Here is a 14611-nt window from a genome sequence, read left to right on the forward strand (position 1 = left end):
TGTCGTCATGGCCAGTTTTCACTGGCCACAACGTCAAAGCAGACCTCAGATTACATCACACCCAGTTCTTTTAAGCGTTCCGTCAGGTAGCTACCGGCGGTATAACGCTCAGACAACACGGTATCCGGCGTCGGATGCAGGAACAGTGGCAAAGAAATTCGCGAATGCTCCTGGCGACCACCACTTGGGTTGATCACACGATGTGTGGTTGATGGGTAATATCCACCCGACGCTTCCTGCAACATGTCACCGATATTCACAATCAAAGTGCCGAAGTCACATGGCACATCCATCCACTCGCCATTCTTCAGCTGAACCTGTAAACCCGGCTCATTGGCAGCAGGTAAGACAGTTAACAGGTTAATGTCTTCGTGTGCCGCCGCGCGAATAGCACCTGGTTCTTCATCACCCTCAAACGGCGGGTAATGTAAAACACGCAGCAAAGTCTTCTCACTCGCGTTAATCATTTCAGACAGTGGCTGAGAATAATTAGCTGACACCTCTGCCGGGCTGTATTGCTCAACCCAGGACAACAACTCAGAAGCCAGCGTCAGCGCCTGGTCGTAATAAGCCTGGATCTCGGCCTTTAACGCCTCCGGGCACTGACCCCATGGGTAGTAGTGGAAATACTCTTTAATGTCTTTAACAGAGAAGCCTTTCGCCACCTCAGAGACTGAACGCGGGAAAAAACCATCCTGAGTATCGACATTAAACTGGAAGTCATCCTTCTCTTTACTGTTAAAAAATTCCTGCCAGTGCTGGTAAATTGCAGCGACAGTTTCCTGCTTAATCGGGTGATTCTTCAACACGCCGAATCCGGTGTTACGCAGCGATTCAGTAAATTGTTTAGCTGCATCCGGTGCAGTGTAATCAACAGCTTTTAATTGCATTCAGGATACCTGTTAACCAGTGGGTTTTTAGGGGCAGCGTAGCTTACAGCAATCGCTCAGGGTCGCAATAAAAATAGCGTTCGAATCACCAGTCTGAACTGACATAAAGCAATGAATGGAAAGAAATATGCAGCCCTGCACAAAAAAGCGCACCGTCGTGATACCGGATGCACCGTTTATTAACACATATTTTTCTTATGGATAATTAGTAACACTGCGATTCCGACAGATATTTTCTGACCATACGATCAGCCCCAAACCGCATGAACCGTGCTTTGTGGAAGGTTTCACCGCCACATAAAAAGCATTTACTGTCCAAATCGTCCATTTTTGGCATATGCATTGCTATTACTCTTTCCCTATTTTTTCAGGCTGAGTGCCACTAAACAATGCTGAAGTATTTAACCGCGCTTTTTCGAACACCTCTGGCTATTACAACCATGTGTATGTCACTACATAGTCATGCATCTCTAAATGATTGGTTCGAAACATTTAAACGCAACGCCAGCGATCAGCAGCTGTATCACTTTTTATACGCCATGCCGAAAGGAGGTGATTTACATAACCACCTGACCGGATCCAACTTCGTTGACTGGTGGTACCAGCTGGCTACCGATGAAACGAAAAATGGCGGCTACCGCTATTACACCCGTACAACCATTAATAACTGCGTCGACTACGCCAAAACAACCGCGCAGAATTCATCGTACTTTCTGATGTTCCGCAATATTCAGCAATCCAGCTACGAGGCATTGGATAAATGCCAACAGTCGGAATACACAGCCATAAAAAACTTAGCGGGAAAAACTCTGGATGCCTGGAAAAACAGCCTGCGCCTTAACTATGGCGAGGAAGGCCGAAGCGAATTCTTTTATTCCCACTGGCAGCGGCTGAATGAGCTTGGAGCCAACCCCTACATCAACAGTGAGATGCTGTATCTCAATATGAAGGCCTTCGCTGCTGAAGGCCTGATGTATCTTGAAACTATGGAAGGCACCCGTTTCTATAAAAAGAAAGACGGTAGTCTGTTCAGCGCCGATGAGGTAGCTGATATCTATCGCGCTCGACTGCAACAAGCAGATGCTATCGCCACCGGCGTCAAAGTGGGGATGCAATATTACCTGCTGCGGTTTATCGACAACGCCGAACAGGATCTGGAGTGGATTTACCGCTTCGTTGATAAAAACCGGGATCTGTTTGTTGGTCTGAATATGGTCGGTGCAGAAGATATTGATAAAGGCTACCCGCTGCGTTTCCTTGAAACACTTCGTGAACTGCGTCGCCAGATTCCAACGCTACCGCTGTCGATCCATGCCGGAGAGCAAGACAAACCCAGCCGCAATGTACGCGATACCTTGTTACTAGGCGCCAGTCGTATCGGCCATGGCATTAACCTGATTTCCGACCCGGACACCATGCTGCTGATGCGCAACAGCAACAACCTGATTGAGATTAATCTGATCAGCAATTTAATGCTGGGATACGTCGACAACTACCAACAGCATCCGTTCCCGGAGTACCTGCGATTTGGAATCCCGGTGACACTTACCACCGATGACCGCGGCATGTGGGATTCCAATATGACCGACGAGTATTTTGTTGCGGTAAAAGAATTCAACTTATCCTGGCAGGAAATCCGCCTGCTACTGACCAATTCAATAAACCACGCGTTTATAGAACCCAAAACAAAGCAATCCATGCTGCTTCAATTAAATCAACAACTGGATAATTTTGAACTTTCGTTCCAAAAGAAAGGGCTAAAAGCATTCGAAAATGTAACGCCCGTTTCACACCAGTTCACCTGTAAAAAATACCAACTGTGTTTAGAGAACTCTTATGATTAAAACCATACTCTGCTGTATCACAGCCACACTGCTGCTTGTCACGGGCTGCAGTAATCACGACCAAACCAAACCGGCAGCCAGTTCAGAAGGCGCAACCACTGCCATCGAAGTGAAAGTGGTGGTTGTCACTATGTTCGAACTGGGTGACGTCAGCGGTGATGAAGCCGGCGAATTCCAGCGCTGGAAAGAACGCCATAAACTCGACCAGCGTTTTCCATTTCCACAATCCCATGCCGACCTCTACTTCAATCCTGAGTCGGGCGTGCTGGGGATGATTACCGGTATGGGCACTAACCGCTCTTCGTCCGCCATTATGGCGCTGGGCCTGGACCCACGGTTTGACCTGACAAAAGCCTACTGGCTGGTCACCGGTATTTCCGGCTTCGACCCTAACGATGCCCCCATTGGTTCTGCTGCCTGGGCTGAATGGCTGGTTGATGGCGACCTCGGCCATGCCATTGATGCACGGGAGATTCCGGAAGATTGGGAAACCGGTTTCTTTCCGCTATTTACCGCAGGCCCATATCCGGAAAAGCGTCCGCCAAATCAGGGCGAAGTATTTCAGCTGAATGGCAAGCTCACAGACTGGGCTTACCAACTGACCAAAGACGTTGAGTTAAGTGACGATGATTTCATCATCGAACAGCGGAAAAATTATGACATTTATCCAAACGCACAAAAAAAACCAATCGTCATGAAAGGCGACCACATGGCTGCCATGACATTTTGGCACGGTGAGAAATTTAATCGATGGGCCAACAACTATGTTGATTACTGGACCGAAGGCAAAGGCCAGTTTGTGTCGTCAGCCATGGAAGATACCGGCACAGCGCAGTCTCTTTTTTATCTTGACCGTTCAGGCAAAGCCGATTACCAGCGCCTGATGGTCGTCAGAACAGCCAGTAATTTTACGGTACCCGAACCCGGCATGACGGCCGCAGAAAATCTGCTTAATTCAGAAGGCCATACTTATGCAGGAATGGAACTGGCGTTAGAAAACGCCTGGCGTATAGGCAGTAAAGTGGTCGATACCTTAACCAGCAACTGGTCTGTTTATCGAAACAATATGCCATATGAAGGGTGAATTTGGCTGATATTTTGTATTAATGGTATTAATGACATTTTTATTTTTATTGGCGTTCGAGGCGTTAAATATACTAACCATTTGGTTATATTTTTAACTTCTCGGCACGAATAGTCCTATTTAAACTGTCACTTATACCGTCATTACAAAAAAGTTCGCCAGCCAAAGTTTTTAATCCGGCAAATCAATAGACAAATAAAATTATTCCTTTATCTTTCCTCAACTTTTTTTGAGTGAAAGTTAACTGTAGCCAGTTTGTAATTTGCTAAAGCGAATATAAACGTCACGCAGTTAATAAATTTAATCAATAATTCAGGAGCTATATATCCATGAAGCATTACCTTTCCGGAGGACGTGGACTGATTACTCTGGCTATCAGCGCACTTTCCTCTGCTCCAGCATTATCTCTGGAGTTGTTTGCTGATCCGGCAAACGAAGCCCAGATTGAAATGTATGGCCGAATTGCACCAGCCTCTTTTTTCGGCACAAACAAAGTGTATCGCAGCTTCGATACCAAACAGTCGGTTATTGATGACACGCGGGCAACATTAGGCGTAAACGGAACGGTAAAACAAACTTTCTGGAAACTGGAACTGGATTACGACCGCATGAATTTTCCAGGCGGCAGCGGTGATATGGAACTGCAGGTCGACAAAGCTTATGTCGGTCACAAGTTCAACGAAAATCACTCCTTGTCATTCGGCCTGATGAACTCAGCACTGGATGACGTTGACCGTTATGGTCAGACCGCACTGGAAACCATGGTTGAGTTGCAGACGGCTCAGGACCAGGACCAGTCGATCAAATACGAAGTCAGCTACGGCCCTGTGGTTGCAGCAACCTCTTTCAGCTACAAAGCAGAATCTCAGTCCGGCGAAGCCTTTGGCGACACCTGGAACGGTTACATCGGTGTTGAATACGATATTGCCGGCTTCCGTCTGGGTGCTGAAAACCGCACCGGTTCTGAAGGCAAATCGCGTTTTGGTAAAGGCCGTTTGTACACCATTGGTGCACGGGTTACACCAATCGATAACCTTATCTTCAAATTAAACGCTTACACCCTGAAAACTCATCTGGCGCAGCGCAAATTCCTCGCCGATGGCGTGACTCAGGTTGACCTCTACACCACCGATGAAAATCGCCAGGATCGTTTATACCGCTACAACCAATTCGAAGAGAATGAGTGGCGCGGTGCTGAATTTGGTGTGACTTACAACGTCAATGAACAATTAACACTGTCAGCTTCATGGAACTTTGAAGAACGCGACGAATGGGATCGTAACAGCAAGTACTGGACTGGTAACCAGGAACAGTACGATGAATGGGGCGATAGCCGTGAATGGCAAACTCTGACCTTACGCTACCAGCTTAACTCAAACACCGAGTTAGCGGTTGAAGCAAGCCCTGGTGAAGCAGCCCAGAATGGCTACTCACGAATCACTGTTTTCTTCTGATTCAGCATTCTACTATTTACAGGATTCATTCTTATGCGTAACAAATTAACGACAGCAATTATGCTGGCAGCTGGTGCGGTGGCATTGCCTGCACAGGCTGATATCAGCGACATTATTATTTCAGAATACGTTGAAGGTTCTTCGAATAACAAAGCGATTGAACTGAGCAATACAGGTTCAACAGCGCACACTTTTGATGCCAGTGTGTCACTGTATTACAACACCGGCTCACACCAGAACGCGATTAAAAAGCCAGATGGCAGCAACATCCTTGAAGGTCTGACCATTGCTCCGGGTAAAAGCCTGGTTCTGCTGAATGGCCAGGCGGATCGTGCCACAATCGAGCCATTTATTCTTGAGAACGGCGGCACCCTGCAGGTAGCAGGAACTTTCTCAGAAGTTAGTCACAGTGCGATGAACTTCAATGGAAATGACTCAGTATTTATCGGCACCGATGCCAGTACTCCCCTCGATTTAATCGGCATTCCCGGCACTTACGACGGCTGGCCAGGTAAAGACAAAACTCTGCGCCGCACAGCGGGTTCAACACCAAGCACGTCTTATGTAGCTAGTGAATGGACAACATTTGATCGTAATACCTTTGATGGCTTGGGCGCTCCAGGTGCGGCTACCAGTACTCCAAGTGCAGATATAAATGACATCATTATTTCTGAATACGTTGAAGGCTCAGGCAATAACAAAGCGATTGAGTTAACCAATACAGGTTCTCTTCCTTTCACTTTTGATAACAGCGTTTCTCTGTACTACAACAACGGCAGATTCCAGAACCAGATTCAGAAGCCAGATGGCAGCAACATTCTGGAAGGCCTGACCATTGCTGGTAAAAAAACTCTGGTTTTATTGAACGGTGAAGCAGACCGCGCAGCTATTGAACCCTTCATTACAATTAATGGCGGTGCAGTACAGTTAGCAGGTACTTTCAGTGAGGTCAGCCATAGTGCAATGAACTTCAACGGCGATGATTCCGTGTTCATTGGTACTGACTCCAGCACTCCGCTTGATCTTGTTGGTATTCCAGGTACAACCGATGGCTGGGAAGGCGAAGATCGAACTCTGCGCCGTGCAGCTGATGCAGCACAGAGTACAACTTTTGTTTCTGAACAGTGGACTGCACTGCCTCAGAACACCTTTAATGGTTTAGGTGGGACAGGCAACACAACTGCAGAATTACCAGCGACCGCATGTACTGGTAATGCTGATGTGACCAAAGTAACAGTTGTTGAAATCCAGGGAGCAGGTTTCCGCTCTCCGTTACTGGATGGTATCGATGGTTTTGAAACCGAATCTAAATACCGTGTATCAGGGATTGTTACCCACGTTACTGACGCCGAAGATAGCCTTAACAACTGGAAAGGCGTATACATCCAGGACGTAAACGCACCAGCAGATCGCTCAGCCTCTGATGGTATTTTAGTGGATTACAAAGGCGATGCCGTTAAGGTTGGCCAGCAGGTTTGCTTCTTAGGCAAGGTTAAAGAGAATTTTAACCGTACTCAATTTGTTGCCGAAGGTAATGCCGAAGTTGAAAACAGCAATACGGTAACACCTCGTGTAACCGATTTAGCTGTAATTCCATCTGACTATGTTTGTGCCGATGGCAAAGAGACCTGTGCAGATGATGCACCTAAACGTCTTGATGCAGGTCGTTTGTACGAACGTCATGAAGGCATGCTGGTAAAACTGCCAGAAGATATCGACAGCAGCGTAAATGAAAAACAAACCATGCGAGTCACACGTACCTTTGGTTTTGACTTCTCTGCTTTCCGTAACAATATGGCATTAAGTTACGAACGTGTGAATCTACATCCAAACCAAAAGCACGCAGCAGGTAGTGATGCAGCTAAAACTCAGAACTCTGAGAATAAGGCGCGCCTTTTAGTTGTAGAAAGCGAAATCAAAGCTGAAAATGGTGATATTCCTTACTACCCAGCATTTAAGAGCGACCCAAATAACAATGAAATCCTAGTGGATGACAGCGTTGTTGGGATGCAGGGCTTTATCGATTATAGCTTCAGTCAATATCGAATCATTCCAACCGAAAATGTCACGTCTTCTAACTTTATTCACAATATTGGACGCACCAGCAAACCTGAATTAAAAGTAGAGTTAGCAAGTAATGAATTTGAGTTAAAAGTTGCTTCAGCAAACGTACTGAATTATTTCAACTCTCCATTTGGCGGTGATCGCAACAACTTTGGTAGTAACCGTGGTGCGTCGTTGGAAGTGGAGTTTAACCGACAGCGCGCAAAACTGACTGAAGCGTTGTATCGTCTTGATGCTGACATCTTAGGCTTGATGGAAGTTGAAAATAACGGTTTCTCACGTGATGGTGCCTTGGGTCAGATTGTCGCTGACATTAATCAGAAATACCTGCGTATCGATTACAGTGGCCGTAACCGAGATGACTCTGTAACGAACCGCTATAACATGGTGGGTATTGATACCGACGGCAACTTGGAAATTGATCAATACGACACCATCGGTACAGATGTAATTACCAATGCATTGATCTATCGTCCAAGCAAAGTCAGCCTTAAGTCGGTTGATATTATTGAAATGCCAAATCAGCAAGCCAAAAACATTGTTGATGAAAAAACAGGCCAAGTTCTGACTGATAGTGCGGGACGTTTATTGAGCAGCGGTAGCGCACGTCAACGAAACACTGTTGTTGCTACGTTCATCGTTAACAACACCGGTAAAGAACTGACTGTCGCGGTTAACCACTTCAAGTCTAAAGGTTCTAACTGTATCGATGACTGGCAAAACACAGCAAAAGCTGGCGAAGCTGTTAAGTATGAAGTAGTGGATACAGACTTCCAGGGCCAGTGTGAGCACTTCCGTAACGCAACCGCTCTGTACCTTGGCCAGGAAATGGCAAAATACCCAGGCGACAAAATCATTCTGGGTGACCTGAATGCATATGGACAAGAAGAACCGACTCTGATTTTGACTGAAATCCCAGCAGGTCAGACGATTCGCACAGCTGGCGATACCTTTATTGGCAATCGCCCGCAATTCGGAAGCAGCAATAAAGGTGTCGAACTGACCAAAGGTTTTGGTTACATCAACGCTGTTAAGAAGCAAGATGAATTAAACTCTCGTTCAAGCTTCAGCTTCTCGTTCAGCGAAACACTAGGCTCTCTGGACCATATTCTGGTTTCTCCAAGCCTGAATAACAGAATAAAAGACGCCATCGACTGGAACATTAACAGTATCGAGTCCACGTTATTCGACTATTCGGAGCAACGTCGTAGCAGCAGTCGTGGAACCTTAAGCTACAATAAAGGCCCGGATGAAGTTCCGGTTTCGGCAGGCTCAAGTCAGAAGCGCGATGTTACACCAGAAGAAAATGCTGAAAATGCGCTGCGCTTCCATAAGAAAAGCGATGGTACTGTCGACCTGACTCACTACCGAACTTCAGACCACGATCCGGTTATTGTGTCTCTGGCATATAAATATCTGGAAGCTGGCAACAATGTTCGTCGCTTTGTAATCAACAGCAGCCGTATCGAATTGCCTTATGTGACCGCAGATACTGCATTAACTGGTGATGTTGTAAAAGTGGAAGTATCGGCAAAGGATCATCAGGACACGACTGGAGTGAGCATCCCAACTCCTGCACTGTCAAAAGATGGAGCGCAATCTGTAATGGTTGAAATCAATGGCCTGGAAAATGGTCGTTACGAATTCCGTCAATACACCACGCGCGATGGCGCTGTTGTAGCAGGATCAGAAATGAAGTTTGAAGCTATTGTTTCTCGAACTGACAGCGTAACACCACAAATCGTCACTCCGGAATACGACGGTTCCGGCGGTGGTGGTCATATGGCCTGGTGGATGTTGGCATTAGCTGGTCTGATGCTGGGTCGCCGCAACGCCAAAGCCTGATTTTAACGGCTTATCATAAAAGGGGCTTCGGCCCCTTTTTCACTATTTTTCTTTCGCATCACAAACCGACGCTCTAAGCAGTAACAGCAATCTGCTGATTTAATTAATGGAGATCTGCATGAAAAAGTTCACTCATTTCGCCCTGTTCCTGGCAGTCACTGCCGGAATTTATGGTTGCGACACCATTAATCAAAACTCCAGCAGTAATCAGTCTGCCAATGATGCGGTATTTGAGCTGACCATTGCTCATATTAACGACACCCATTCAAGCTTTGACCCGGTACCGTCAAGCTTTCTGATGAATGAAGAAAAGGTATATAACGAATTTGGTGGTCATCCCCGACTGCTGACCAAAGTTCAGGAATACAAACAGGCTGCCCGCGACAATAATCAAAGCATGCTATTCCTGCATGGTGGCGATGCCTGGCAAGGCAGTGCGTATTTTAAACTGAACGAAGGCCGTGCAAACGCGGATATTCTCAGTCAGTTTGATTTAGATGCCATGGCACTGGGCAACCATGAATTCGATCTGAGCAACGCTCATTTAAATGAATTTCTGAATACGATTAATTTTCCGGTTGTTGCAGCCAATATCGACATCTCGGCTGATGCAGATCTGAAAGACCAGAAAAATTTATTGCCATACGTATTGTTTGAGTTTGATGGCAATAACAAAACCCGCCTGCCGGCCGATGCAAAAATTCCGGCCGACAACAATATCGTTGCCGTGTTTGGCATCACTCTGGACGACATGGCAAATATTTCCGTTTCTACCGGCGATGTTAAATTCTTTAACATGGCAGAGTCGGCACAGAATACGGTGAACGAATTACAAGCCCGGGGCATCAACAAAATTATTGCTCTGACGCATATTGGCACAGCACAAGACATCGAATTAGCATCCAAGGTTAATGGCATCGATGTGATTGTTGGCGGCCATTCCCATACCCTGCTGGGTGACTTTGTTGATCTGGGTTTACCGATGGAAGGTGATTATGCGCAACAGGTGACTAACCCGAATCAATCGACTAAAACCTGTATCGTCCAGGCGGGTTCCTACGCGCAAGCCGTTGGCCTGCTGAGCGTAAGTTTTTCTTCCAGCGGTGAGCAACTGAATTGCCGTGGTGGGAATACACTATTAAGTAATGACGATTTTTACTCACAAGCGAACCGAATTGGTCAACATCGTCTGGACACAGATAAAACGACAGCCGTAAAAATGTTTATTGCGGCCAACGACAAAATTGCAATCACCGCAGAAGAGCAGGCACTGCGTAAACACATTAACCAACACTACAAAACTGCGGTGAATCAGGCTTATGGTAAACCGGTTGCTTATGTGCCAAAAACTCTGATCCATGGTCGTCGCCCCGGTGATAACGGCACAGATCCACAGCATGGTTCGGCAGTTGCTCCATTAGTGGGTGAAGGTTTTTATTATTGGGCGTCGCAACCAGAAGTTGTTGCAGTATCTGGACTGAAACCTGATTTCGCATTATTAGGGGCCGGTGGTGTACGTACTAATATTTCCCAGGGGAAATTACGTGAAGGTCATATTCGTCTGGAGCTGTTACCGTTCGCGAATGCCCTGGCGATTGTGCCATTAACCAAAGCCACCATCAGCGAGTTACTGGAAAACGTCATTAACGCAACTTTGCCTGAAGGTGCCCATGCTGGAAAATTCCCTTATTCCGGCCACTTACGTTACACCTTCAGCGAGCAACAAGCGGGGGTAAAAGGTAAAATTACTCAGCTGGAATATAATTCCGGCACTATCGAACAGCCAGTATGGCAACCGCTGCAAGACGGCCAGCTCTATAACGTTGTTATGACGGCTTACAATGCCAATGGTAATGACGGCTGGACTGCCATGTACGATGCTCAGCAGGCAACCAGTGGTCGGGTCGACATCGCCTATGTTGATAACAAATTAACGGCATTCCCTATCAGCCATATTGAACGCAATGGTAAAAAGCTGAAAGCCATTTACCAATCTGAACCGCTGAACTGTAAAGCAAGTACTGTTCGTTGTGACACAGATGCACAAGCTGTGATCGATTTTATTAGTGAGGAACGCGCTCCATTACGTCCTTTTGCTGATTCATTAGTGAATTTCGTCCGCATTGATGAAAATCACGCAAAAACTTCCGAAGAATAACCGAATACTGGCTAGTTTCTGCACATAAGGCGGTAGATTTCTGATAGAATCGCCGCCAATTTTTGGCCCCTTCTGATTACAGAAATCAGCAGCCGAATCGGCCTGATTATTTCGTCCCCTGGAGCACCGTATGAGCCTGGTAATAAGCTTAATTGGAATGCTGGTTTTGCTAAGCCTGGCGTTCTTACTATCTGAGAAGAAGAAGTCGATCAACCTGAGACTGGTTGGTCTGGCGCTGACTACCCAGATCGTTTTTGCCGCCCTGGTGCTTTATATCCCTGCCGGTCAAGCTGTACTCAACTCTTTGACCTCTGCCATCGCCAGCGTCATCAATTATGCTCAGGATGGCATGGTATTTATGTTTGGTGGTCTGGCCACCGATAAAATGCATGAAGTATTTCCCGATAAAGGTTTTGTATTTGCCTTTAAAGTGTTGCCTATCGTGGTGTTTTTCTCCGCTCTGGTAGCCGTGTTATACCACTACGGTGTTATGCAAATGGTGGTGAAAGTGCTGGGTGGTGGTTTACGCAAATTATTGGGCACCAGCCCGGCAGAGTCGTTGTCGGCAACTTCCAATATTTTTGTTGGTCAAACAGAAGCACCATTAGTGGTTCGCCCTTATATTTCACGCATGACCCGTTCGGAATTATTTGCCGTTATGGTTGGCGGCCTGGCCTCCATTGCCGGTTCTGTGATGGCGGGTTATACCGCCATGGGCGTTGAACTGAAATACCTGATCGCCGCCAGCTTTATGTCTGCACCTGGTGGTATTCTGATGGCGAAAATTATTATTCCCGAAACGGAAAAAACCGCACAGGCAGGTGAAGTCGAAGAGATTGCACCACAGGATAAACCGGCTAATGCGATTGATGCTGCGGCCACCGGTGCAGCCGATGGCCTCAAACTGGCGGCGAATATTGGTGGTATGTTAATCGCGTTTATCAGCCTGATTGCGTTGTTAAACGGTATGTTGGGTGGTGTTGCCGGCTGGTTCGGCGCCGAAGGTCTGACCATTCAGGAAATCCTGGGATACTTATTCGCTCCACTGGCCTGGGTAATTGGTGTTCCCGGCACAGAAATTTCTGCCGTAGGTTCTTTAATTGGCCAAAAACTGATTCTTAATGAATTCGTTGCCTATGCCGAATTTATTAACATCAAAGATGGTTTGTCACCGGGCAGCCAGGTTATTGCAACCTTTGCTTTATGTGGTTTTGCCAACTTATCTTCTATCGCAATTTTACTGGGCGGTTTAGGAACAATGGCTCCTAACCGTCGCCAGGAAATTGCCAGCCTGGGCTTAAAAGCTGTTGCTGCCGGTACACTCGCTAATCTGATGAGTGCAACCATCGCTGGCATGTTCGCTAACCTGGCGATGTAATTTTCTTTCGGCTTAATCCTGGATTAAGCCGGCATTTTCTATTTTTTTAAAACGGCGGCACTATGTCAAAGTCCCCTCTTCTTGTTGGTATTGCCGGTGCATCTGCATCCGGCAAAACCTCACTGGCAAAAACAATTCAGGAATGTCTGCCAAGTGAACAAATTCAACTGATCTGTGAAGACAGTTATTATCACGATCAATCACATTTGAGTATTGAAGAAAGGGAATTCACCAACTACGACCATCCATTATCAACGGATCACGATTTATTACATCGTCATCTGGAGATGTTAAAAAGTGGTCGTTCTATCGAAGCCCCAACTTATGACTTTACGATTCACACCCGTAGTCAGGACAAGGTCAAAGTTAATCCAACGCCAATTATTGTGGTTGAGGGCATCATGCTGTTCACCCACGAGCAGCTACGCGACACGATGGATTTGAAGATCTTTGTCGATGCTCCACTGGATATCTGCTTAATGCGTCGCATCCAGCGCGATATGGTTGAACGTAACCGTACGCTGGAGTCCATTTTTGAACAGTATGAGCGCACAGTGCGGCCGGGTTACCACAACTTTATCCGCCCAACGATGGAATATGCAGACATCATTGTGCCTCGTGGTGGCAAAAACAAAATTGCCATCGACCTGATCGAAACCAAATTAAAATCCATGGTTTGATTCGGTTTTTAACAGAGAAAAATTGTTGTTCTGTTTTATCAACCCAGGCTTTTCGGTGGTCTTATGAATTTTAAATTACTGACATTATCCATTCTGGTTCTGACACTGAGCGCTTGTGGCGGAGGTGGTGGTTCTGACAGTTCTACCACCGGCAATGGTGTAAAACTTCCTGATCGTGATAACACCACACCAGACAAGGAAGAAGATAAAACGCCAGCTCCGGTACCGGATAACGGCGGTACTCCGGACAACGGCGGTACTCCGGATAACGGCAGTACTCCTGATAACGGCAGTACTCCTGATAACGGCAGTACTCCGGATAACGGCGGTACTCCGGATAACGGTGGCACTCCTGATAACGGCAGTACTCCTGACAACGGCAGCACTCCGGACAAGTCCGTTAATCAGTCGCAGTATTATGCCAATGCGATCGGCAAAACCGGTTATGCACTGAAAACCGCGTTAAGCGCTATTGTTAGCAACGGCCATAACGACCGTGGTTATAACTGGGTATTTTTTAACGCCAATGACCGTGACCGTTATTTCGAAAATGACGGCACAATTCTGGATATTTATTCAGAAAATCCGTCAGCGGCAGATCCATACAATTTTACCGCCGCTACCAATCAGTGTGGTAATTATCGTGGTGAAGATGACTGTTATAACCGTGAGCATGCTTTTCCACAAAGCTGGTTTAACAAAGGTTATCCGATGCGCTCTGATGTTCATCACCTGTTTGCCACCGATGGTTACGTCAATGGTCGCCGCAGCAATAACCCTTACGGCAACGTCAGCTCTGCCAGCTGGACGTCGCGCAATGGTTCACGCTTAGGCAACGAGAGTGGTGCCCAATATAACGGTGTGGTATTTGAGCCAATTGATGAGTTTAAAGGTGATCTGGCGCGTGCCTATTTTTACATCGCTACTCGTTATGAAAGCCAGATTGCCAACTGGCAGGGCAATGGTAATGCGGATAACGTATTAAACGGCACATCAGATCAGGTGTTTGATAACTGGCAGCTTACCCTGCTGAAACAGTGGCATAAACTGGATCCGGTAAGCAAAAAAGAGCAGGACCGTAACCAGGCGGCATTTGAATATCAGGGTAACCGCAATCCGTTTGTTGATAACCCACAGTGGGTTAGTGAGATCTGGGGAGAATAACCCGATTTTACTGTGCTGCAATTTATTCACACATTGCAGCACAGCAAACG

At 46.6% G+C, this 14611-nt stretch carries 9 protein-coding genes; 8 read left to right on the forward strand and 1 reads right to left on the reverse strand.

Annotated elements, in window-relative coordinates:
• Positions 1–50: 50 nt before the first annotated feature.
• Positions 51–890: an isopenicillin N synthase family dioxygenase gene (locus ACOQOZ_RS10155; protein ID WP_420592157.1), complete on the reverse strand. Its 840-nt coding sequence runs from the start codon at positions 888–890 to the stop codon at positions 51–53.
• A 446-nt stretch (positions 891–1336) separates the two neighbouring features.
• Between ACOQOZ_RS10155 and ACOQOZ_RS10160 the strand changes: the two genes are divergently transcribed.
• The 8 genes from ACOQOZ_RS10160 (at position 1337) to ACOQOZ_RS10195 (ending at position 14561) form a co-directional block, all read left to right on the forward strand.
• Positions 1337–2734 carry an adenosine deaminase family protein gene (locus ACOQOZ_RS10160; RefSeq protein WP_420592158.1) on the forward strand — a complete coding sequence of 466 codons (1398 nt, stop codon included), beginning with the start codon at positions 1337–1339 and terminating at the stop codon, positions 2732–2734.
• Positions 2727–3818 carry a purine nucleoside permease gene (locus tag ACOQOZ_RS10165; RefSeq protein ID WP_420592159.1) on the forward strand — a complete coding sequence of 364 codons (1092 nt, stop codon included), beginning with the start codon at positions 2727–2729 and terminating at the stop codon, positions 3816–3818. Before ACOQOZ_RS10160 ends, ACOQOZ_RS10165 begins: the two co-directional genes overlap by 8 nt.
• 329 nt (positions 3819–4147) lie before the next feature.
• Positions 4148–5272: a hypothetical protein gene (locus ACOQOZ_RS10170; RefSeq protein WP_420592160.1), complete on the forward strand. Its 1125-nt coding sequence runs from the start codon at positions 4148–4150 to the stop codon at positions 5270–5272.
• A gap of 33 nt (positions 5273–5305) precedes the next feature.
• Positions 5306–9181 (forward strand): ExeM/NucH family extracellular endonuclease, encoded by a 3876-nt coding sequence (locus ACOQOZ_RS10175; RefSeq protein ID WP_420592161.1) that lies wholly within the window; start codon positions 5306–5308, stop codon positions 9179–9181.
• Between the two features lie 118 nt (positions 9182–9299).
• Positions 9300–11339, forward strand: coding sequence for a bifunctional metallophosphatase/5'-nucleotidase (locus tag ACOQOZ_RS10180; protein ID WP_420592162.1), 2040 nt, complete (start codon positions 9300–9302; stop codon positions 11337–11339).
• Positions 11340–11469: 130 nt separating this feature from the next.
• Positions 11470–12717 (forward strand): NupC/NupG family nucleoside CNT transporter, encoded by a 1248-nt coding sequence (locus ACOQOZ_RS10185; RefSeq protein ID WP_420592163.1) that lies wholly within the window; start codon positions 11470–11472, stop codon positions 12715–12717.
• 62 nt (positions 12718–12779) lie between these two features.
• Positions 12780–13397 (forward strand): uridine kinase, encoded by a 618-nt coding sequence (udk, locus tag ACOQOZ_RS10190; RefSeq protein WP_420592164.1) that lies wholly within the window; start codon positions 12780–12782, stop codon positions 13395–13397.
• 63 nt (positions 13398–13460) lie between these two features.
• A complete protein-coding gene (locus ACOQOZ_RS10195) occupies positions 13461–14561 on the forward strand; it encodes an endonuclease (protein WP_420592165.1) in 1101 nt (366 codons plus the stop codon).
• The last annotated feature ends 50 nt before the right edge of the window (positions 14562–14611 follow it).

This window comes from Bacterioplanoides sp., assembly GCF_965219715.1.
Lineage (GTDB): Bacteria > Pseudomonadota > Gammaproteobacteria > Pseudomonadales > Oceanobacteraceae > Bacterioplanoides.

Bases quoted from the DNA above. Each gene is read 5' to 3' on its own strand.
- ACOQOZ_RS10170 (WP_420592160.1), top strand. From the start codon at position 4,148: ATGAAGCATTACCTTTCCGGAGGACGTGGACTGATTACTCTGGCTATC.
- ACOQOZ_RS10180 (WP_420592162.1), top strand. From the start codon at position 9,300: ATGAAAAAGTTCACTCATTTCGCCCTGTTCCTGGCAGTCACTGCCGGA.
- ACOQOZ_RS10155 (WP_420592157.1), bottom strand. From the start codon at position 890: ATGCAATTAAAAGCTGTTGATTACACTGCACCGGATGCAGCTAAACAA.
- udk (WP_420592164.1), top strand. From the start codon at position 12,780: ATGTCAAAGTCCCCTCTTCTTGTTGGTATTGCCGGTGCATCTGCATCC.
- ACOQOZ_RS10160 (WP_420592158.1), top strand. From the start codon at position 1,337: ATGTCACTACATAGTCATGCATCTCTAAATGATTGGTTCGAAACATTT.
- ACOQOZ_RS10185 (WP_420592163.1), top strand. From the start codon at position 11,470: ATGAGCCTGGTAATAAGCTTAATTGGAATGCTGGTTTTGCTAAGCCTG.
- ACOQOZ_RS10165 (WP_420592159.1), top strand. From the start codon at position 2,727: ATGATTAAAACCATACTCTGCTGTATCACAGCCACACTGCTGCTTGTC.
- ACOQOZ_RS10175 (WP_420592161.1), top strand. From the start codon at position 5,306: ATGCGTAACAAATTAACGACAGCAATTATGCTGGCAGCTGGTGCGGTG.
- ACOQOZ_RS10195 (WP_420592165.1), top strand. From the start codon at position 13,461: ATGAATTTTAAATTACTGACATTATCCATTCTGGTTCTGACACTGAGC.